We start from the raw sequence: 19,944 nt of genomic DNA, 5'->3' as shown, positions 1-19,944 counted from the left end.
GGCCTGTTTAGTGTTGTTGAGCAGTGGTGTGGTAGTAAGGTAGTACACCAGTTCTGGGCATGCAAGGAAAATTTTCGATTTCCTGCGTTGGTTCAGCATTCAGTCAGCTTTTGTCTGAAGCCCTTCTTGGCGCGGGAAGTACCAAGCAATCCCCGTGCCAACTTTTAGTTGTTGATCTACAAGGCTTTTTGATCAAACGGGAAGTGTCCGGTGGGCGGACACCTGTCCACTCATCGCGCTGCGGACACTGTCCGGACGCCAGTCGCCGCTCCCTGTGACGGTTCAGGACCGCGGACGCGGCCGGGCCGCAGGGTGGATGGGGGCAAACACCCCCAGTGACTGCTGGCCGATTCCTGCCCATGCGTGCACAGGCTAGGATCGCGGTTCACCTACGTGACCAAGGATCCGGATATGTCTCTTGCCGTTCGCCCGCGCGCTGCCTTGCTGGCTGTCGCCCTCAGCACTGCCCTGGGCACGCTCGTGCCCTCCCACGCGCTGGCTGCCAAGCCGGCTGCGCCGGCCAAGGTCGACATTCCCTATGAGCAGTTCACCCTGCCCAACGGCCTGCGCGTGATCGTGCATACCGATCGCAAGGCGCCGATCGTCGCGGTGAACGTCTGGTACCACGTCGGCAGCAAGGACGAACCGGCCGGCCGCACCGGCTTCGCGCACCTGTTCGAACACCTGATGTTCCAGGGCAGCGAGAACCACGATGGCGAGTTCTTCGAACCCTTCAAGCAGGTCGGTGCCACCAACCAGAACGGCACCACCAACACCGATCGCACCAACTACTTCGAGAACGTGCCGACCACCGCACTGGACATGGCGTTGTGGATGGAATCGGACCGCATGGGCCACCTCGTCGGGGCGATCGACCAGGCGGCGCTGGACGAGCAGCGCGGCGTGGTGCAGAACGAGAAGCGCCAGGGCGAGAACCAGCCCTACGGGCAGGTGTGGGACCAGCTCAACAAGGCGCTGTATCCGGCCGGCCACCCGTACCATCACGGCGTGATCGGTTCGATGAACGATCTCAACGCCGCCTCGCTGGATGACGTGAAGACCTGGTTCCGCACCTGGTACGGCCCGAACAACGCGGTGCTGGTGCTGGCCGGTGACATCGACCTGGCCACCGCCAAGGAAAAGGTCGCCCGGTACTTCGGCAGCATCCCGGCTGGCCCGACCATGGCACAGCCGGCCGTGAACGTAGCCAAGCGCAGTGCAGATACGCGCGAGACCATGACCGACAAGGTGCCGCAGGCGCGCATCTACCGTGCCTGGAACGTGCCACAGGTCGGCACCACCGAGGTCGATCAGCTGCAGCTGTTCGCGCAGGTGCTGGGCGGTGCCAAATCCTCGCGCCTGAGCCAGCGCCTGCAACACCAGGACAAGCTGGTGGACAGCATTGCTGCCGGACTCTCCACGTCACAGCTGGGCTCCAACTTCGTGATCATGGCCACGGTCAAGCAGGGCCAGGACCCGGCCAGGATCGAGAAGATCATCGACGAGGAACTGGATCGGCTGATCGCGCAGGGCCCGACCGCCGCCGAACTGGAGCGCGCCAAGACCGGCGCGCGCGCCGGCTTCATCCGCGGCATCGAGCGCATCGGTGGCTTCGGCGGCAAGGCCGACGCGCTGGCCGAGTGCGCGGTGTTCACCGGCGACCCGGGCTGCTTCCGCACCTCGCTGGCCAACATCGAAAAGGCCAGCGCCGCCGACCTCAGCCGCCTGGGCGCGCAGTGGCTGGACACCGGCAGCCACACCCTGGTGGTGGAGCCGGGCCAGCGGGTGGCACTGCAGGAAGACCCGAGCCAGGCACCGAAGCCCTTCCAGGTGCCGGCGGTGGATCCGAAGTACAGCACCCTGCCCGAGCAGGTGGACCGCAAGGCTGGCGTGCCGCAGACCCGCGAGTTCCCGCAGCTGAAGTTCCCGGCGTTGCAGCGTGCCACGCTGAAGAACGGCACCCGCGTGATCCTGGCCGAACGCCACGAGATCCCGGTGGTGCAGTTCAGCTACCAGTTCCCCGGCGGCTTCAGCGCCGACCAGGGCCGCAAGCCGGGCACGGCCAACTTCACCATGAGCCTGATGAGCGAAGGCGCCGGCAAGCTCGGCTCGCTGGCCTTTGCCGATGCCGCCGACGCGCTGGGCGCCAGCCTGGATGCTTCGGCTGGCCTGGATTCGATGAGCGTGGACCTGTCGGCACTGAAGGAAAACCTGGTGCCGTCGCTGGCGCTCTACCGCGATCTGCTGCGCGAACCGCGGTTCGAGCAGGGCGAGATCGACCGGGTCAAGGCGAGCTGGATCGCGGGCATCCAGCAGGAGAAGGTCAATCCGGCGGCAGTGGCGATGCGGGTGCTGCCGCCGCTGCTGTACGGCAAGGGCCATCCGTACGCGATTCCGTTCACTGGCAGCGGCGATGAGGCGGCAATCAACAGCCTCACCCGTGACGACCTGGTCGATTTCCACCATGACTGGCTGCGTCCGCAGGATGGCACCCTGATCGTGGTCGGTGACACCACCCTGGCCGAGATCGTGCCGCTGCTGGACAAGCAGCTGGGTGACTGGAAAGCCAGCGGCCAGGCCCCGCAGGTGCAGGCGGCCACCGATGTCGCGCTGCCGAAGGGCCCGCGCGTGTTCCTGATCGACCAGCCGGGCGCGGTGCAGGCCAACCTGTTCGCCGGGCAGGTGGTGCCGCCGTCCAGCGACGCCAGCTCGACCCGCTTCGACATTGCCAACGGCGTGATCGGCGGTGACTTCACCTCGCGGCTCAACATGAACCTGCGTGAGGACAAGCACTGGTCCTATGGTGCGCGCAGCAGTGCCACGAACTCGGTCGGACAGCGGCCGTGGGCGGCCAGTGCGCCGGTGCAGATCGACAAGACCGGCCCGGCGCTGGCGGAAATGCGCAAGGAAATCGCTGCGTTCGCCGATGGCAGCAAGCCGGCCACCGCCGCCGAGGTCAACCGCATCCGCAACATCCAGACCCTCAGCCTGCCGGGTGCCTACGAGACCGCCAGCGCGGTGGCGGCCACCATCGGTTCGATCGTGCAGTTCAAGCGCCCGGACGACTACGTGCTGCGGCGCAAGGCCGAGATCGAGGCGATGACCCCGGCGCAGGTGCAGCAGGCCGCCGCCGAGATCAAGCCGCAGGCCCTGACCTGGGTGGTGGTGGGTGACCTCAAGCAGACCGAAGCGGCCGTGCGCGCGCTGAACCTGGGCGAGGTGACGGTGATTGACGCCGAAGGCAACCCGGTCAAGAAATAAGGCAATACCCGGCCAGGGGTCGGATCCCTCCCATCGGGAGGGCTCCGACCCCCTTCGTGCACTGGGCCAGAGCCCCCTGCGGGGGATCTGCCCCTCCACCGGCTACCCCCGATTCAGGCTGTTCAGGCAGAATCCCCCCATACCCTTCCAGGATCTGCCCATGCGCGTTCTGCTGCTTTCGACCCTGCTGCTCACCGTCACTGCCTGCACCTGGGTGCCGATCGAACCGGCAGGCAAGGCGACCCGCGTACTGCCGGCCGGCCCGGTCCCGGCCGGTTGCATGGCCAAGGGCGAAATCGTGGTGACCGTGAAGAGCAAGGTCGGCTTCTACAACCGCAATCCGCTGCGGGTGCAGGAAGAGCTGGAGACGCTGGCCCGCAACGAGGCTCCCAGCGCCGGTGCCAATGCCGTGCAGGCTGCTGCCGCCCCGGCCGATGGCAGCCAGCGCTTTGCCGCTTTCCAGTGCCCGCCGCGCTGAACGCTTCACCATACGGCCAGGGCTGAATTCGTAAAGATGCGGTGAAGGCCCAGGGGTTATAGAATAGCGCCCCCTTTTGCCTGAGCCTTGGCGCTAACCTCGATGCTCTTCAAGAATGTCTCGATCGCCGGCCTTGCACATGTCGACGCGCCGCACACGCTGACGACCAAGGAAATCAACGAACGCCTGCAACCGACGCTGGATCGCCTCGGCATCCGCACCGACGTGCTCGGCGATATTGCCGGTGTCCACGCGCGACGCCTGTGGGACAACGGCGTGCTGGCTTCTGATGCGGCTACCCTGGCCGGACGCAAGGCGCTGGAGGATGCCGGCATCGAAGCGACCCAGGTCGGCCTGCTGGTCAACACTTCGGTCAGCCGCGACTACCTGGAGCCGTCCACGGCTTCGATCGTGTCCGGCAATCTCGGCGTCAGCGACGAATGCATGACCTTCGACGTCGCCAACGCCTGCCTGGCCTTCATCAACGGCATGGATATCGCCGCGCGCATGATCGAGCGCGGTGATATCGACTACGCGCTGGTGGTGGATGGCGAGACCGCGAACCTGGTGTACGAGAAGACCCTGGAGCGCATGACTGCGCCGGATGTCACCGCCGATGATTTCCGCAATGAGCTGGCCGCCCTGACCACCGGGTCGGGCGCCGCCGCGATGGTGATGGCGCGCTCGGAACTGGTGCCGGACGCCCCGCGCTACAAGGGCGGCGTGACCCGCTCGGCCACCGAGTGGAACCAGCTGTGCCTGGGCAACCTGGACCGCATGGTCACCGACACCCGCCTGCTGCTGATCGAAGGCATCAAGCTGGCGCAGAAGACGTTCAGCGCCGCCAAGATCGCCCTGGGATGGGCCGTGGAAGAGCTCGACCAGTTCGTGATCCACCAGGTCAGCCAGCCGCACACCGCAGCGTTCATCAAGAACTTCGGCATCGACCCGAAGAAGGTCATGACCATCTTCGGTGAGCACGGCAACATCGGTCCGGCCTCGGTGCCGATCGTGCTGAGCAAGCTCAAGCAGCTGGGCAAGCTGAAGAAGGGCGATCGCATCGCGCTTCTGGGCATCGGCTCGGGCCTGAACTGCTCGATGGCTGAGGTAGTCTGGTAAGCAGCCCGCCGCCCGATTTCCTGTAGCGCCGAGCCATGCCCGGCGCGCGCGCAGCGCGCGGCTCTTCCGCAGCGGACCGGAGAGCAGCCGAGCGTCGGCTCGGCTCTACATTGCGCCGCGATTCTCCCTAGGTGCTCCGCATGCGCGAACTTCCCGGTTACCCCGCCTATCCGCAACGTTTCGACGTGCGCCCCGGCCTGTCGATGAGCTATCTCGACGAAGGCCCGCGCGATGGCGAAGTGGTCGTGATGGTGCACGGCAACCCGTCGTGGAGCTATTACTGGCGTACGCTGGTGGCCGGCCTGTCGGACCGGTATCGATGCATCGTGCCGGACCACATCGGCATGGGCCTGTCGGACAAGCCCGATGACAGCCGCTACGAATACACCCTGCAGTCGCGCGTGGATGACCTCGATGCGTTGCTGAAGCACCTGGGCATCACCGGCCCGGTGACCCTGGCGGTGCACGACTGGGGCGGCATGATCGGCTTCGGCTGGGCGCTGTCGCACCACGACCAGGTGAAGCGCCTGGTGGTGCTCAATACCGCTGCCTTCCCCATGCCCGCGGCGAAGAAGATGCCATGGCAGATCGCGCTGGGCCGCCACTGGAAGATCGGCGAGTGGATCATCCGCACCTTCAATGCCTTCTCGTCCGGCGCCTCGTGGCTGGGCGTGGAGCGCAGGATGCCGGCCGATGTGCGCCGTGCCTACGTCTCGCCGTACAACAGCTACGCCAACCGCATCAGCACGATCCGCTTCATGCAGGACATTCCGCTGTCGCCGGCGGACAAGGCCTGGTCACTGCTGGAGCGTGCCGGCAAGGCGCTGCCGTCGTTCGCCGACCGCCCCGCCTTCCTCGGCTGGGGCCTGCGTGATTTCGTGTTCGACCATCATTTCCTGGAAGGCTTCCAGGCTGCGCTGCCGCAGGCCCAGGTGCGTGCCTTCAAGGACGCCGGCCACTACGTGCTGGAAGACAAGCACGAAGTGCTGGTGCCGGAGATCCGCGCGTTCCTGGACGCCAACCCGATCTGAGCGACGTGCCGGCCAACGGCCGGCACCCACCCCTTCCTCTTCCGGTGGGTGCCGACCGTTGGTCGGCACACCCGAAGGGTCCATGAGGTTGCCGGCCAACGGCCGGCACTACCACTTACGCGGCAACCGGCGCCTGCGGTGGCGAGGACGGGCTGCTGCCGTTGTCGTCCGGGTGGTCGTCGTCGTTACCGGCCTCGTCGCGCCAGCGCCAGTCGGCCGGCGTCAGCGGATCCAGGCCGTAGGCGATGCGCGCCCTGTCGCACTGTGGGCTGGCCTTGCCGAACTCCCACGACGCGTCCACCTCGCGGCACACACTGGGCCGGTTGGGGTGGATGGTGCAACGCGAGTACACACCGATCTGTGCGTCCAGCGCCACGCAGCGTACCGGCTTGGAGTGCGTGCCGCGCATGCACAGGCGATGCGGGTCGAGCACCTCGGTGAGCGCGTGCGGCACGCCGCCGGGAGTGACCTCGTCCGATTCCATCCAGTGGAACGCCACGCGGTATTGGGTGCAGCAGGCGCCGCAGGTCATGCAGGGATGTTGCATGGTCACGCCGCCCCGGGCGGCAGTCGGAATCAGGAACGAGGGTGCGGATTTTCCACGAAGCGGGCCGCCGCGCAAGAAATTCCGTAAGCGGCGACAATGAACGGATGAACCGACCCTGCAATATCGCCGCGCGCCTGCCTGAACTGGCGCGTGAACGCCCCGACCAGATCGCCATCCGCTGCCCCGGCCGCCGCGGCGCCGGCAACGGCATGGCCGCCTACGATGTCACCCTGGATTACCGCCAGTTGGACGCCCGCAGTGATGCCATGGCCGCCGGCCTGGCCGGCTATGGGATCGGCCGTGGAGTGCGCACGGTGGTAATGGTGCGGCCGTCGCCGGAGTTCTTCCTGCTGATGTTCGCGTTGTTCAAGCTGGGCGCGGTGCCGGTGCTGGTCGATCCGGGCATCGACAAGCGCGCGCTGAAACAGTGCCTGGACGAGGCGCAGCCGCAGGCCTTCATCGGCATCCCGCTGGCCCACGTGGCGCGGCTGCTGCTGCGCTGGGCGCCGTCGGCGAACCGCCTGGTCACCGTCGGCCGCCGCTTTGGCTGGGGCGGCACCACCCTGGCCGCGCTGGAGCGTGCCGGGGCCGGCGCTGGCCCGATGCTGGCCGACACCGATGGCGAAGACATGGCCGCGATCCTGTTCACCAGCGGCTCCACCGGCGTTCCCAAGGGCGTGGTCTATCGCCACCGCCACTTCGTCGGCCAGATCCAGTTGCTGGGCAGCGCCTTCGGCATGGAAGCGGGAGGGGTGGACCTGCCCACTTTTCCACCGTTCGCCCTGTTCGACCCGGCACTGGGGCTGACCTCGGTGATTCCGGACATGGACCCGACCCGGCCGGCGCACGCCGACCCGGCGCGCCTGCACGACGCCATCCAGCGCTTCGGGGTGACCCAGTTGTTCGGTTCACCGGCGTTGATGCGGGTGCTGGCCCGCCATGGCCGGCCGTTACCGACGGTGACCCGGGTGACCTCGGCCGGCGCGCCGGTGCCGCCGGACGTGGTGGCCACCCTGCGCAGCCTGCTCCCGTCCGATGCGCAGTTCTGGACGCCGTACGGCGCCACCGAATGCCTGCCCGTGGCCGTGGTCGAGGGCCGCGAGCTGGAGCATACCCGTGCCGCGACCGAGGCCGGCGCCGGCACCTGCGTGGGTCGCGTGGTCGCGCCGAACGACGTGCGCATCATCGCCATCGACGATGCACCGCTGGCCGACTGGTCGCTGGCCCGCGTGCTGGCCGCGGGTGAAGTGGGCGAAATCACCGTGGCCGGGCCGACCGCTACCGACAGCTATTTCAACCGCCCGCAGGCCACCGCTGCAGCGAAGATCAGCGAGACGCTGGCCGACGGCAGCACCCGCATCGTGCATCGCATGGGGGATGTGGGCTACTTCGACACCCAGGGCCGCCTGTGGTTCTGCGGGCGCAAGACCCAGCGCGTGGAGACGGCGCGCGGGCCGCTGTACACCGAGCAGGTCGAGCCGGTGTTCAATACCGTGGCCGGCGTGGCCCGCAGTGCGCTGGTCGGCGTCGGGGCTACGGGTGCGCAGGTACCGGTGCTGTGCGTGGAACTGCAGCGAGGCCAGGCCGACAGCCCTGCACTGCAGGATGCGTTGCGTGCCCACGCGGCCGCGCGCCTGCCGGACGCGGGCCTGCAGCATTTCCTCGTGCATCCGGCGTTCCCCGTCGACATCCGTCACAACGCCAAGATCGGCCGCGAGAAGCTCGCTGCCTGGGCCTGCGCTGAACTGGAGAAACGCGCATGAAGATCCTGGTCACCGGTGGAGGTGGCTTCCTGGGCCAGGCGCTGTGCCGCGGGCTGGTCGAGCGTGGCCACCAGGTGCTGGCATTCAATCGCGGCCACTACCCGCAACTGCAGGCACTGGGCATTGGCCAGATCCGCGGCGACCTCGCCGACGCCCAGGCGGTTCTGCATGCAGTGGCCGGTGTTGACGCGGTATTCCACAACGGCGCCAAGGCCGGCGCGTGGGGCAGCTATGAGAGCTACCACCAGGCCAATGTGGTCGGCACCGACAACGTCATCGCCGCCTGCCGCGCGCACGGCATCAACCGGCTTGTCTACACCTCCACGCCCAGCGTGACCCATCGCGCTACCCATCCGGTGGAAGGCCTGGGGGCCGATGAGGTGCCGTACGGGGAGGATTTCCAGGCGCCGTATGCGGCGACCAAGGCGATCGCTGAACAACGCGTGCTGGCGGCCAACGACGCGTCGCTGGCGACGGTGGCTCTGCGTCCGCGCCTGATCTGGGGCCCGGGCGACCAGCAGCTGGTGCCGCGCCTGGCCGAGCGTGCGCGGCAGGGCCGCCTGCGCCTGGTGGGTGAGGGCAACAACAAGGTCGATACCACCTACATCGACAACGCCGCGCTGGCGCACTTCCTTGCCTTCGAAGCCTTGGCACCAGGCGCGGCCTGCGCCGGCAAGGCCTACTTCATCTCCAACGGCGAGCCGCTGCCGATGCGCGAGCTGGTCAACAAGCTGCTGCACGCGGTGGGTGCGCCGGCCGTGGACAAGGCGATCAGCTTCAGGACCGCCTACCGGATCGGCGCGGTCTGCGAGCGGCTGTGGCCGCTGCTGCGCCTGCGCGGCGAGCCGCCGCTCACCCGCTTCCTGGCCGAGCAGCTGTGCACGCCGCACTGGTACAGCATGGAGCCCGCGCGCCGGGACTTCGGCTACGTGCCGCAGGTCAGCATCGAAGAAGGGCTGCGCAGGCTGAAGGCTTCATCTGGCGCATAGGCTGCCGTCACTGCATGCACACCGCTGGATCGGGAGGATGGACGCACGCCAACCCACGGCCCGTACACCAGCGAGGAGCGCCATGCTGCACTACGCCATCATCTTCTTCGTCATCGCCATCATCGCCGCCGTCCTTGGCTTCTCCGGCATTGCCGGTGCCGCCAGCAACATCGCCTGGATCCTGTTCGTCGTGTTCCTGATCCTTGCGGTGATTTCGATGTTCCGCAAGCGCGGATAGAACCTGCGGGGCGTGCCGGTCACCGACCGGCACCCCTGCTGCAGAGTCGAGCCATGCTCGACTGCGTTCATGAGTCGAGCATGGCTCGACCCTGCACCGCGCTCTGCAATCCGCGATCCGCCGCATGGCGCTCCTGTGCCAGTTCGATCAGGCGGGTGATCAGCGTGGTGTAGTCGATGCCGCTGGCACCCCAGAGCTTCGGGTACATGCTGATGCGGGTGAAGCCCGGCAGCGTGTTGACCTCGTTGATGACGATCCGGCCGTCGGCGGCAAGGAACACGTCAACGCGTGCCATGCCAGCGCACTCCAGGGCCTGGTAGGCCTGCACTGCAATCTGCTGGATGCGCGCCTGCGTGGTGGCATCGATCTCGGCGGGCACCACCACGTCCGCACCGGCGTCATTGATGTACTTGGTGTCGTAGGCGTAGAACTCGTCGTGCACCACCACCTCGCCGCACAGGCTGGCCTGCGGATGCGCGTTGCCCAGCACCGCACACTCGATCTCGCGGCCCACCACTGCCGACTCCACCAGCACCTTGTGGTCATAGCGCAGCGCCAGCGCCACCGCGTCGGCGAAGCCGGCCGCATCCTTGACCTTGCTCACGCCCACCGACGAACCCTGGTTGGCCGGCTTCACGAACAGCGGCAGGCCAAGCCGGGCGATCACCGCGTCGACATCCACCTCTGCCGCCTGGTGGCGGCGCAGGCACAACCACGGTGCCACCTCCAGGCCGGCGTCGCGCAGCAGGCGCTTGGTCACGTCCTTGTCCATCGCCACCGCCGATCCCAACACCGGCGAACCGACGAAGGGCAGGTTGGCCATGCGCAGCAGGCCCTGCAGGGCGCCGTCCTCACCCAGCGGCCCATGCACGATCGGCAGCACCACATCGATCTGGCCGAGCGCGCTGGCCGCGTCGCAGGGCTGCAGTTGCATCTGCTCGGCGCCGGGGTGGACCACCAGCGACTGGCCGGAGCGATGCAGCGCGATGCGGGCCGGGTCATCGGCATTGAGCAGGAAGGTCGCTGGCTCGCTCAGATGCCACTGGCCCTGCTTGTCGATGCCGATCAATACCGGCTCGAAGCGCTTGCGATCGAGGGCGTCGAGGATGTTCTTCGCCGACTGCAACGAAACTTCGTGCTCGGAGGACTTGCCACCGAAGATGATGCCGACCCGGGTCCGTGCCATGGGGAATGCGATGTCCTGTGCGTTGCGTGGCCTCATAGCATGAACCTTCATCGGCCCTCCGCGTGAGGCACGGATGAACCAGAAATCCATCCACGCATGGCGTGGATCTACCGTGTCGACCAAGGTCGACACCCACCAACAGGCGAGGAAACCTGTCGAAGGCGGGGTGGGTCCGGTTGCGGGAGTGTCCGCGGCATGGATGCCGCGGCCAAGCCCCCATGGGTGAGGGCGCTTTGCTTGCGAAGCACTGCTTCGCAAGCGCCCGAACGCCCAGCCGCCAGCGGCTGGGCCGGACCGCGGAGCGGGGTTTACGGCGTCTCCCGCCACCGGCCCCATCCCGCCAACCCACGGAATGCCCGCTGTTGTTGTTGCTTCGGCTATTGCTTCTGCGGGTGCCGGGCGGCGGCCCGGCCCAAGCCCCGCACCCGCGCAGGTAGAATGTGCACATGGCTCCTTCCCTGCTCAAGTCCCTCAAGCCGGTCGCCGGCCGCGCCCTGCAGATTGCCCTGAACCGCGCGCTGGCGCTGGATCCGGATACCCGCCATGCACTGGCCGGTCTCGATGGCCGGCACATCGACCTGACCCTGGAAGCGCCGTCGCTGGCGATGCGCATCAGCGTCGACGCTGACCAGCTGCGGGTCGGCCCGGTGGATGCGCGGGAGGCCGACCTGGCCGTGCGCAGCAGCCTGGCCGGGGCGCTGGCGCAGTTGCCGCTGCTGGCCAACGCACGGCGGGCCGACCCCAACGGCAAGGGCCGCGTGCGGGTGGCCGGCGACGCCGAACTGGCGCGCCGCCTGCAGCAGCTGGCCAAGGGCTTCGACCCGGATTGGCAGCAGCCGTTCGTCAGCGTGTTCGGCGAGGTCCTCGGCGTGCAAGTCGCCAACACCCTGCGCAGCGCCCTGCAGCATGCGCGCCAGGGCGCGATCGATCTGGCTCACAGCGCCGCCGAGTTCATCACCGAGGAATCGCGCGACGTGGTGCCGCGAGCCGAGCTGGATGCTTTCCACGACGACGTGGACGTGCTGCGTGACGACGTCGAGCGTCTCGGTGCGCGCGTGCAGCGCCTGCGGGGTGCCGCATGAAGGCCGTGCTGCGCGCCAGCCGCATCGGCCGGGTGATCCTGCGCTACCGCCTCGACGACCTGCTGCAGGGCACGCCAGCCGAGCGCTGGCTGCGCCTGGCCAAGCCGTTCGTGCCGCGCGCCTCGGCCGCCATCGCCGCGCAGTCGCGTGGTGCGCGCCTGCGCCTGGCATTGCAGGACCTCGGGCCGATCTTCGTCAAGTTCGGCCAGATCCTGTCCACCCGCCGCGACCTGGTGCCGCCGGATGTGGCCAACGAGCTGACCCTGCTGCAGGATCGGGTCAAGCCATTCGATGGCGATACCGCGCGCCGCATCGTCGAGGACGCCCTCGGCCTGCCGGTCAGCGAGGCCTTCGCCAGCTTCGACACCGAGCCGCTGGCCTCGGCCTCGATCGCGCAGGTGCATGCGGCCACGCTGGCTGATGGCCGCCAGGTGGTGGTCAAGGTGCTGCGCCCGGGCATCGAGAAGCAGATCGACGCCGACATCGCCCTGCTCAACTCGCTGGCTGCGCTGGTCGAGCGCACCCATCCGCGTGCCGACAAGATCCGTCCGCGCGAGGTGGTGGCCGAAGTCGAAAACACCTTGGCCGCCGAGCTGGACCTGCAGCGCGAAGGCGCCAATGCCAGCGTGCTGCGCCGCTTCTGGGAAGACAGCGACGACCTGTACGTGCCGGACGTGATCTGGAGCCACACCGCCGAGCGCGTGCTGACCCTGGAGCGCGTCTGGGGCATTCCGTCCGACGACATCGCTGCGCTGGACAAGGCCGGCATCGACCGCAAGGCGCTGGCCGCCAAGGGCGTCCGGGTGTTCTACACCCAGGTGTTCCGCGACAACTTCTTCCATGCCGATGCGCATGCCGGCAACATCTGGGTCGACACCGATCCGGCGCGCCGTGCCAACCCGCGCTTCATCGCGCTGGATTTCGGCATCATGGGCCAGCTCTCGCAGGAAGACCAGTACTACCTGGCCGAGAACTTCATGGCCATCTTCAACCGCGATTACCGCCGCATTGCCGAGCTGCACGTGCAGGCGCGCTGGATGCCCGACCATGTGCGCATCGACGATCTCGAAGCGGCCGTGCGCTCGGTATGCGAACCCTACTTCACCCGCCCGCTGTCGCAGATTTCGCTGGCCGAAGTGCTGATGAAGCTGTTCCGCGTGGCGCAGCGTTACCAGCTGACCCTGCAGCCACAGCTGATCCTGCTGCAGAAGACCCTGTTGAACATCGAAGGCGTTGGCCGCCAGCTGGATCCGCAGATCGACATCTGGGCGGTGGCCAAGCCGGTGCTGGCCAGGATCCTGCGCGAGCGCTACAGCCCGCGCAGGGTGGTGCGCGAGATCGGCAAGCGCCTGCCGGAAATCATGACCCATGCCCCGGACATGCCGCGCCTGGTGCATGCCTGGCTGACCCAGCAGGTGGAGGGCCGCCACGAACTGTCGATGCGTTCGCGCGACCTGGCCGCGTTGGATGCCAGCGTGCAGCGCCTGCAGAAGCGCGCGGTCGGTGCGATCACCGGTGTCGGCCTGCTGGCCATCGCCGCGCTGGTGTACGCGCTGCAGCCGCCGGGATGGTATTGGGGCGACCTGCCGATGTGGAGCTGGCTGTCCGGTGCCGTTGGTGCGCTGGCGCTGGCGCGCGCGTGGTGGCGCTGAAGCCTGTTGATCGAGGGTCGGCGGCGACGCACGCCGCCGACCGGCCACGGCTCTACCAGTGGTAGCCCAGGCCCAGGTGTGACTGCACGCTCTGGAAGCGGTCCAGGCGCGTCTTGTGCCAGGTCTTGCCGATGCCCAGGTCCAGCACCAGATGCTCGCCCAGTGGCTGGCTGCGGCGCAGGAACGCGCGGCGCGCCTCGTGTTCGCGAAGCAGCAGTGGATCGGACTCGGCGTTATAGCCGGACGTGCCGCTGCCCACCCACAACTGGGTCGAGCCACGGCCCTGGGTATCCCTGAGGCGCAGCGACAGCGTGGTGCCATGGCCGTCGGGCCCGTTGGACTGGCGATGGCGTTCATGGCGGAAGGAGGCGGTCACGCGCGGGAAGTAATGCGAGGCACCGATCGACCAGCCGCTGACATAGGCACCGGCGTGGTACTGGGCGTACTTGCCGCCGACGCTCAGCACGGTCTTCGGTGCCACCTTCCACTGGACGTCCTGGATGACCTGGCGGTTGACGAAGACCGGGTCGTCATTGGAGGCCGTGACGGCGGTGCGGGTGGACCAGCGCGGGCTCCAGCGCTGGTGCAGCGAGCCCTGCACGCGGTTGCCGCCGAAGCGCTTGTTGCCGTAGTCGCGTTCGCCATGGGCCAGGCCCAGGTGCCAGCGGCTGTGGCCGTTGCGACCGGCCACATCCACGGCCTGTACGTCACGCTTGCCGAAGCCGTCGCTGTAGTCGGCGTGGTCCAGCTGAACCGTGACGCGGTCGACGCCGGCATGGGCGCTGGACACGGCCAGCAGCAGCGCGCACGGCAGTGCGCCTCGGATGATCAATCGCATGGGGTTACTCCAGGGGTTGGGAATGCAGCGACTGCAGCAGCCGGTAGCGACCGGGCGGCAGGTTTCGTTCCACGGTGATGCGCGGGCCGAACTGGCTGCCCGGCGCGACGATGCGACCGGGCAGGATGATCACGCCGACTCCCAGTGCGGCGCCTTCACCGATCCAGGCACCGAGCTTGTCGCGATGGCTGTCGACGATGTCGCCATTGAGGTGCACGGCGATCGTGGTGCCATCAAGGCGGTGATTGCTGGTGCGCACGAGCGCGCCAAGATAGGCACGGTCATCGATGCGGCTGTCACCGATGAAGCACTGCGGGCCGATGCAGACGCCGTCGCCGATCAGTGCGTTCTTCAGTTCAGCTGCAAAGCCGATGCGCACACCATCGCCGATACGCAGTGGGCCGCGCAGCAGCGCGTTGTTGCCGATCAGGCAGTCGCGGCCGATCGATACCGGCCCCTGCAGCTGGGCGCCGTCGCAGATGCGGCTGCCTGCGTCGATCCGCACGCGGCCTTGCACGGTCGCATGCGGCGAAACCCGTGCACTGGCATCGACGTGGGGTGGCAGCGTCGAAAGCGCGTCGGCCATGGCGGCGAGGTCATTCCACCACATGCGGATACCTCGTCGGCTTGTCGCGGGCGGGTTCGCGGCCGGTGAACAGCCCGGTCACTCCGTGCATCAGCCAGATCGCGTAGGCGAGCAGGACATACAACATGGAAAATGCGGCGGCGGGCACCAGCCACGCCCGGCGGTGATGGATCGCACTGATCAGCGCCAGCAGCATGACGATGCCGATCCAGACCAGTGGCATTACCGATAGCGCGAGGCCGCCAGGCCCATGCAGCTTGGCCGCGCCAAACCAGACCTGCAGGGTCAGCACCATCCCGGTGAGCGCGAGCAGCATCATCGGCAGGATGCTGAAGAGACCGAAGCGGGTCAGCAGCAGGCCACGGTGCAGGCGCATGCATGCGGCATAGCCGACGATCCAGCGGCGCCAACGACGCCACTCTTCCACCAGCGTATTGCACTCCTGCGGGTAGACCACGCAGCGCACGCTCTGGCGGACCCGGTAGCCCTGCGCGACCAGGGACCACGACATGTCCAGGTCTTCCACGCGGGTGCGGTCGGAAAAGCCGACCTTGCGCAGCACCGCAGTCCGGAACAGGCCGCAGGAGCCCGAGACGATGAAGGGTGCGCCGCCCAGCCATTGCTGGAAGCTGCGCTTGATCACGATCATCGGCAGCTTCAGGCTGGCCCGCACATGCGGCAGGAAGCCGGCACCCTGCAGGCTGGACGAGGGTACGCCACCGACCGCATCGGCGCCGCGTTCGATCTCGTCCAGCAAATAGCCCAGGCCATGGCTGCGGGGGTCGATATGGGTGTCGGCGTCGGTCAGGAACACCTGCTCGGCGGTGGCGTGCTGCAGGCCATGCATCAGCGCGCCGCCCTTGCCGGTGTTGGCCTGGTGCACTGCCACCAGGCGTTCGGGCCAACGCGCCTGCAGTGCATCGAGCACCTCGGCCGTGTTGTCGGTGGAACCGTCATTCACGCAGATCACCCGGGCCACGTAGGGGTTCTGCAGCAGGCTGGTCAGCGAGCGCTCCAGGCAGGGCGCCTCGTTGTAGGCCGGCACGATCGCATCGATGCTGTACAGGCGCGTGCTGGGCCTGCGCGACGCCTGCACGCAGATACGCACCAGGATGAAGGCGCACATGGCCAGGAACAGGAACGTCTTCATCAGAGCACCAGCCGATAGGGCAGGAACCCCTCGCTGGGACCGATGCCGATCTGCTGGCCACGGAACTGCGCGTGGCAGCGCAGGTGGCTCTCCTGCATGTAGTGGCGGTCGCCCTGGCTGGCATGCTCCCGCAGTGCGTGGATCTTCAGTTCCAGCTGCGCGCTGATGTCCTCGAACACCTGGGGTGCGAACTGCGGCAGGGTACTGGGGCTCTCGTAGCAGAGGATCTGCGGGATGCCACGGCAGGCGATGATCGACGCCTCGTGGACGACACGGTGGTCCTGGTGGTGGTCTTCGCCGCACATCGTATAGACGCGATGCGGCATGGTCGTGGCGCAGGCCTGCTCGATGGTCGCGATGATGTCGTTCCGGCAGCCGGGGAAGCGTGTATCGGGGAAATCCTGCTGGATCACGCTGGTCACCCCGAGCCGGCGCAGCGCGCGATGCGATTCATCGCTGCGATCGATGCCGGCGTGGCAGCCCTGGCCGCCACGGCTGAGCACCAGCGCATGGATGCGGGCACCGGCACGCGCGAGCTTGGCCAGGCTGCCACCGCAGCCGAGTTCGATATCGTCGGGGTGGGCGCCGACTGCCAGAATGTCGAGGGCCATGGCCGTGTCCTTGCGGAGTTCGAAGGGGCAGCGGGCAGAGGACTGTCCCGCGTGAGAGGCGGGAACTATCGCAACATGGACGCGGGGCAGGACTAGGAAGATTACGAAAGATGGCAGGACCGGCCACAATGGTCGCCTTGATGTCGCAAACACGCGGGGCCCTGATGACGCAGCTCTCAGCATTGAAGAACCAACTGGCGCGCTTTGGCGCTGAAAACGACGCCCATGAAACCGAACGCGGCCGGCGCATGCTGAACATCACGCCGGACACCGGCGAGTTCCTGTCGGTACTGGTGCGCTTTGGCACTGCACGCCGCGTGCTGGAGATCGGCACCTCCAACGGATATTCCACGCTGTGGCTGGCTGAAGCCGCCGCCACCATCGACGGCCACGTGACCACGCTGGAATACGCCGAAGACAAGGTGGCGATGGCACGGGAGACGTTCGCGCGCAGCGGCCTGGCCGAACGCATCACGCTCGTTCACGGCGACGCCGGGCATTGGCTGGCCCAGGCGGCCGACGCCAGCGTCGACCTGTTGTTCCTCGATTCGGACCGCGAACAGTACGCCGGCTGGTGGCCGCAGCTGCGCCGCGTGCTGTGCCCCGGTGGGCTGCTGGTGGTGGACAACGCGACCTCGCATGCGGAACAGATGGAGCCGCTGCGGGCGCTGCTGGCGGCCGACGGGAGCTTCAGCTGCAGCCTGGTGCCGGTCGGCAATGGCGAGCTGCTGGCCGTGCGCAACGCCTGACCGCCGCGCCACAAACCCGGGGTCGGATTCCTTTTCCGCAGGAAAACGGATCTGGCCCCATGCAGCGCACCCTTATAATCCTGCGGTGAGCACCGAACCCGACACCCTCGCCGCGGCCCAGACCGACACCGCGCCCCTGCAACTGCTGCACCTGGATGAGCGCCTGGCCGTGGTCAACAAGCCTGCCGGGCTGATGGTCCACGACAGCAAGCTGGCCCGTGGCGAAGATGATTTCCTGGCCGACCGCCTGCGCGAGCAGCTGGGGCGGCCGATCTTCCTCGTGCATCGCCTGGACCGGGCCACCAGTGGCTGCCTGCTGCTGGCCTTCGACCGCGACACCGCCAGTGCGCTGGGCAAGGCGCTGATGGGCGGCGAAGTGGCCAAGGACTACCTGACCGTCTGCCGTGGCTGGCCGGCCGAGCTGTCCTGGCGGGTGGACCATGATCTGGACGGCGGGCCGGGCAAGCCGGTGAAGAAGCCGGCGATCACCGATTTCCAGCGCCTGGCGACCGGCGAGCTGCCGGTGCCGGTCGGTGAATTCAGCAGCTCACGCTACGCGCTGCTGCGCTGCCAGCCGCAGACCGGGCGCTTCCGGCAGATCCGCCGGCACCTCAAGCACCTGTCGCACCACATGATCGGCGACACCAGCCACGGTGATGGCCGCCACAACCGCATCTTCCGCATGCAGGGCGTGCATCGCATGCTGCTGCACGCCGAGCGCCTGCGCTTCCCGCATCCGGAGGGCGGCAACGTGGATGTCAGTGCGCCGCTGGACCGTGAATTCCAGAAGGCGCTGGACCTGTTCGGCTGGAGCCGGGACCTGTAGAGCCGAGCGCACGCTCGGCTGCGCTTGCCGGCGCTGCGCGCCGCCGCCCGAGCACCGGCTCGGGCGCTACGGAACTCCCGGTTATTTCTTTTCCGGCTCGTTGACGATGGCTTCCAGGTCCTTCTGCAGGTCCGCAAACAGCGGCTGCATGCGCGCCTGGATCACCACCATCACGTTCTGCATCAGTGCCGGGGTCTTGTCCAGCAGGCTCTGGCCGGCCGGGCTCTCGTAGAACTCGGCCATCGCCAGCACGTCTTCCTTGCTGAACGTCTTCTTGTACAGGTCCACGTACATCGGTCGCAGCTGCTGCCAAGACAGCGCCTGGCGCAGGGTCTGGCGGGTCCGCGCCTGGATCCTTCCGAGCTGCTCCTGCTGCTGGGCGTTGAGCTGGCGCTGCGCGGCCACCTGCTGGAACTGCTGCTGCTGCATGGCTTCGATCTGCGGCAGCATGGTGTCGATCATGCTCTGCGCGCGCGAGGCCGACAGCAGGCGGTTGATGTCACCGTCGGTCGGCGGGGCGGCCAGGGCCGGAGCGCAGGCCAGGACCAGGGCCAGCAGCAGAGCGGTGCGGCGCAGCAGGGACGGTAGGGCGGGACGGGTGCGGGTCATGCGGGGCTTCCTGCGGTACATGGGATGCCCAGCATACCTGCAGCCACGGCGAAGGCGGCGTGTTCGATGCCTGATCGGCGGCATACGGGGCGCGATGCCGCACCCGGCCGCGTGCCTGCCGCTACAATGCGCGGATGGGCAGTGGACCGGTCACCATCAGCGCGCAGCTTGAAATCCCCGACGGCGAGATCGTCGAGCGGTTCGTGCGCGCCAGTGGCGCCGGCGGCCAGAACGTCAACAAGGTCTCCACCGCGGTGGAACTACGTTTCGACGTGGCCAACTCGCCCTCGTTGCCCGAACCGTTGCGCGCGCGCCTGCTGGCGCGGCGTGACCGGCGCATGACCGGCGAAGGCGTGCTGGTCATCGACGCGCAACGTTTCCGTACCCAGGATCGCAATCGCGAGGATGCGCGCGAGCGGCTGGCGGCCTTCATCCAGGCCGGGCTGAGCGTGCCCAAGCCGCGCAAGGCCACCAAGCCGACCCTCGGGTCGAAACTGCGTCGTCTGGACGCCAAACGCGGGCGCGCGCAGATCAAGCGCGGGCGCTCATCACGTGACTGGGAGTGATTGCTTGAACAACCCGACTCCGTTGCTGCCGGCCGTGCCGCCGCAGATGCCGCAGGTCAAACCCAACGCCTTCCTGCGCTGGCTGGCGCGCTGCACCCTGCGTGTGGGGGGCTGGAAGGTGACCGGCACCCTGCCTGACATCCCCAGGCTGGTCTTCATCATCGCCCCGCATTCGTCCAACTGGGATGGCCTGTGGGGCATGGCGGCCAAGATCGCGCTGGGCATGAGGGTGAAGGTGCTGGGCAAGGCATCGCTGTTCTGGTGGCCGCTGGGCCCGCTGCTGCACCGGCTGGGGGTGATCCCCCTCGATCGCAGTTCGCCGCAGGGCACGGTCGGCCAGGCCGTGGACCTGATCCGCAGCAACGAGAAGATGTGGTTCGCCATCACCCCCGAGGGCACCCGCAAGGCGGTGAAGGACTGGAAGGCCGGCTTCCTGAAGATCGCCCGGATGGCCGATGTGCCGATCCTGACCGCGTATTTCCACTACCCGGAAAAGATCATCGGCATCGGCCCGCTGTTCACGCCGACCGGCGATGATGCCGCCGACATGGCCGCGATCCGCGAGTTCTACCGGCCCTGGATCGGCAAGACCCGCGGCACGGTCTGAACCCGGCAAAGGCCACCCGCATAGACGCCACGTCCGGCACATGCCGGGCGGGCGCG

At 67.8% G+C, this 19,944-nt stretch carries 20 protein-coding genes; 13 read left to right on the top strand and 7 right to left on the bottom strand.

Going from position 1 to position 19,944, the window contains the following annotated elements; all coding sequences use genetic code 11:
* The first annotated feature begins 411 nt into the window (after positions 1-411).
* From A9K58_RS13365 to A9K58_RS13350, 4 genes are all read left to right on the top strand, one after another.
* Positions 412-3,261: a M16 family metallopeptidase gene (locus tag A9K58_RS13365; RefSeq protein WP_065199781.1), complete on the top strand. Its 2,850-nt coding sequence runs from the start codon at positions 412-414 to the stop codon at positions 3,259-3,261.
* Between the two features lie 160 nt (positions 3,262-3,421).
* A complete protein-coding gene (locus A9K58_RS13360; protein WP_065199780.1) occupies positions 3,422-3,739 on the top strand; it encodes a DUF4156 domain-containing protein in 318 nt (105 codons plus the stop codon).
* 102 nt (positions 3,740-3,841) lie between these two features.
* Positions 3,842-4,858 (top strand): 3-oxoacyl-ACP synthase III, encoded by a 1,017-nt coding sequence (locus tag A9K58_RS13355; protein ID WP_065199779.1) that lies wholly within the window; start codon positions 3,842-3,844, stop codon positions 4,856-4,858.
* A 140-nt stretch (positions 4,859-4,998) separates the two neighbouring features.
* Positions 4,999-5,889, top strand: coding sequence for an alpha/beta fold hydrolase (locus A9K58_RS13350; protein WP_065199778.1), 891 nt, complete (start codon positions 4,999-5,001; stop codon positions 5,887-5,889).
* A 115-nt stretch (positions 5,890-6,004) separates the two neighbouring features.
* Here the strand turns inward: A9K58_RS13350 and A9K58_RS13345 are convergent, their stop codons facing one another.
* Complete coding sequence (locus tag A9K58_RS13345; protein ID WP_065199777.1) at positions 6,005-6,436, bottom strand: YkgJ family cysteine cluster protein; 432 nt, start codon at positions 6,434-6,436, stop codon at positions 6,005-6,007.
* A 104-nt stretch (positions 6,437-6,540) separates the two neighbouring features.
* Between A9K58_RS13345 and oleC the strand changes: the two genes are divergently transcribed.
* The 3 genes from oleC to A9K58_RS13330 all read left to right on the top strand — a co-directional run bounded on the left by oleC (position 6,541) and on the right by A9K58_RS13330 (position 9,426).
* The gene (oleC, locus tag A9K58_RS13340; protein ID WP_065199776.1) at positions 6,541-8,199 is read left to right on the top strand and encodes an olefin beta-lactone synthetase; all 1,659 of its coding nucleotides are present in this window, start codon (positions 6,541-6,543) and stop codon (positions 8,197-8,199) included.
* Positions 8,196-9,188 (top strand): 2-alkyl-3-oxoalkanoate reductase, encoded by a 993-nt coding sequence (gene oleD / locus A9K58_RS13335; protein ID WP_065199775.1) that lies wholly within the window; start codon positions 8,196-8,198, stop codon positions 9,186-9,188. Before oleC ends, oleD begins: the two co-directional genes overlap by 4 nt.
* Before the next feature lie 82 nt (positions 9,189-9,270).
* Positions 9,271-9,426, top strand: coding sequence for a DUF1328 domain-containing protein (locus A9K58_RS13330; protein ID WP_065199774.1), 156 nt, complete (start codon positions 9,271-9,273; stop codon positions 9,424-9,426).
* A 67-nt stretch (positions 9,427-9,493) separates the two neighbouring features.
* Here the strand turns inward: A9K58_RS13330 and ddlA are convergent, their stop codons facing one another.
* Positions 9,494-10,612: a D-alanine--D-alanine ligase gene (gene ddlA, locus A9K58_RS13325; protein ID WP_065199817.1), complete on the bottom strand. Its 1,119-nt coding sequence runs from the start codon at positions 10,610-10,612 to the stop codon at positions 9,494-9,496.
* A gap of 446 nt (positions 10,613-11,058) precedes the next feature.
* On the opposite strand from ddlA, the gene A9K58_RS13320 reads away from it, so the two are divergent.
* Together A9K58_RS13320 and ubiB are read left to right on the top strand one after the other, a co-directional pair.
* Positions 11,059-11,694, top strand: a complete 636-nt coding sequence (locus A9K58_RS13320; RefSeq protein ID WP_065199773.1) for a ubiquinone biosynthesis accessory factor UbiJ — start codon at positions 11,059-11,061, stop codon at positions 11,692-11,694.
* Positions 11,691-13,346, top strand: coding sequence for a ubiquinone biosynthesis regulatory protein kinase UbiB (ubiB, locus tag A9K58_RS13315; protein ID WP_065199772.1), 1,656 nt, complete (start codon positions 11,691-11,693; stop codon positions 13,344-13,346). The genes A9K58_RS13320 and ubiB overlap by 4 nt, the downstream gene beginning before the upstream one ends.
* A gap of 52 nt (positions 13,347-13,398) precedes the next feature.
* On the opposite strand, the gene A9K58_RS13310 is transcribed toward ubiB, so the two are convergent.
* From A9K58_RS13310 to A9K58_RS13295, 4 genes are read right to left on the bottom strand one after another with little or no spacing between them, the layout of a single operon-like run.
* A complete protein-coding gene (locus A9K58_RS13310) occupies positions 13,399-14,184 on the bottom strand; it encodes a YaiO family outer membrane beta-barrel protein (RefSeq protein ID WP_065199771.1) in 786 nt (261 codons plus the stop codon).
* A gap of 4 nt (positions 14,185-14,188) precedes the next feature.
* Positions 14,189-14,794, bottom strand: a complete 606-nt coding sequence (locus tag A9K58_RS13305) for an LbetaH domain-containing protein (RefSeq protein WP_065199770.1) — start codon at positions 14,792-14,794, stop codon at positions 14,189-14,191.
* Positions 14,781-15,920: a glycosyltransferase family 2 protein gene (locus tag A9K58_RS13300; protein ID WP_065199769.1), complete on the bottom strand. Its 1,140-nt coding sequence runs from the start codon at positions 15,918-15,920 to the stop codon at positions 14,781-14,783. The genes A9K58_RS13305 and A9K58_RS13300 overlap by 14 nt, the downstream gene beginning before the upstream one ends.
* Positions 15,920-16,531 carry a PIG-L deacetylase family protein gene (locus A9K58_RS13295; protein ID WP_065199768.1) on the bottom strand — a complete coding sequence of 204 codons (612 nt, stop codon included), beginning with the start codon at positions 16,529-16,531 and terminating at the stop codon, positions 15,920-15,922. Before A9K58_RS13295 ends, A9K58_RS13300 begins: the two co-directional genes overlap by 1 nt.
* Positions 16,532-16,695: 164 nt before the next feature.
* On the opposite strand from A9K58_RS13295, the gene A9K58_RS13290 reads away from it, so the two are divergent.
* Positions 16,696-17,280 carry an O-methyltransferase gene (locus A9K58_RS13290; RefSeq protein WP_065199816.1) on the top strand — a complete coding sequence of 195 codons (585 nt, stop codon included), beginning with the start codon at positions 16,696-16,698 and terminating at the stop codon, positions 17,278-17,280.
* An 85-nt stretch (positions 17,281-17,365) separates the two neighbouring features.
* Complete coding sequence (locus A9K58_RS13285; protein ID WP_065199767.1) at positions 17,366-18,106, top strand: pseudouridine synthase; 741 nt, start codon at positions 17,366-17,368, stop codon at positions 18,104-18,106.
* An 81-nt stretch (positions 18,107-18,187) separates the two neighbouring features.
* Here the strand turns inward: A9K58_RS13285 and A9K58_RS13280 are convergent, their stop codons facing one another.
* The gene (locus A9K58_RS13280) at positions 18,188-18,736 is read right to left on the bottom strand and encodes a DUF2059 domain-containing protein (RefSeq protein WP_407070829.1); all 549 of its coding nucleotides are present in this window, start codon (positions 18,734-18,736) and stop codon (positions 18,188-18,190) included.
* A 113-nt stretch (positions 18,737-18,849) separates the two neighbouring features.
* Between A9K58_RS13280 and arfB the strand changes: the two genes are divergently transcribed.
* Both arfB and A9K58_RS13270 read left to right on the top strand, forming a co-directional pair.
* Entirely contained in the window at positions 18,850-19,281 is a 432-nt protein-coding gene (arfB, locus tag A9K58_RS13275) for an alternative ribosome rescue aminoacyl-tRNA hydrolase ArfB (RefSeq protein WP_005420755.1), read from the top strand.
* A gap of 4 nt (positions 19,282-19,285) precedes the next feature.
* On the top strand, positions 19,286-19,888 hold the full coding sequence (locus tag A9K58_RS13270; RefSeq protein ID WP_065199765.1) for a lysophospholipid acyltransferase family protein: 603 nt from the start codon (positions 19,286-19,288) through the stop codon (positions 19,886-19,888).
* Positions 19,889-19,944 lie beyond the last annotated feature (56 nt).

Source organism: Stenotrophomonas maltophilia, from assembly GCF_001676385.1.
GTDB classification, from domain to species: Bacteria; Pseudomonadota; Gammaproteobacteria; order Xanthomonadales; family Xanthomonadaceae; genus Stenotrophomonas; species Stenotrophomonas maltophilia_J.
This window is presented reverse-complemented; position numbering and strand designations above follow the sequence as displayed.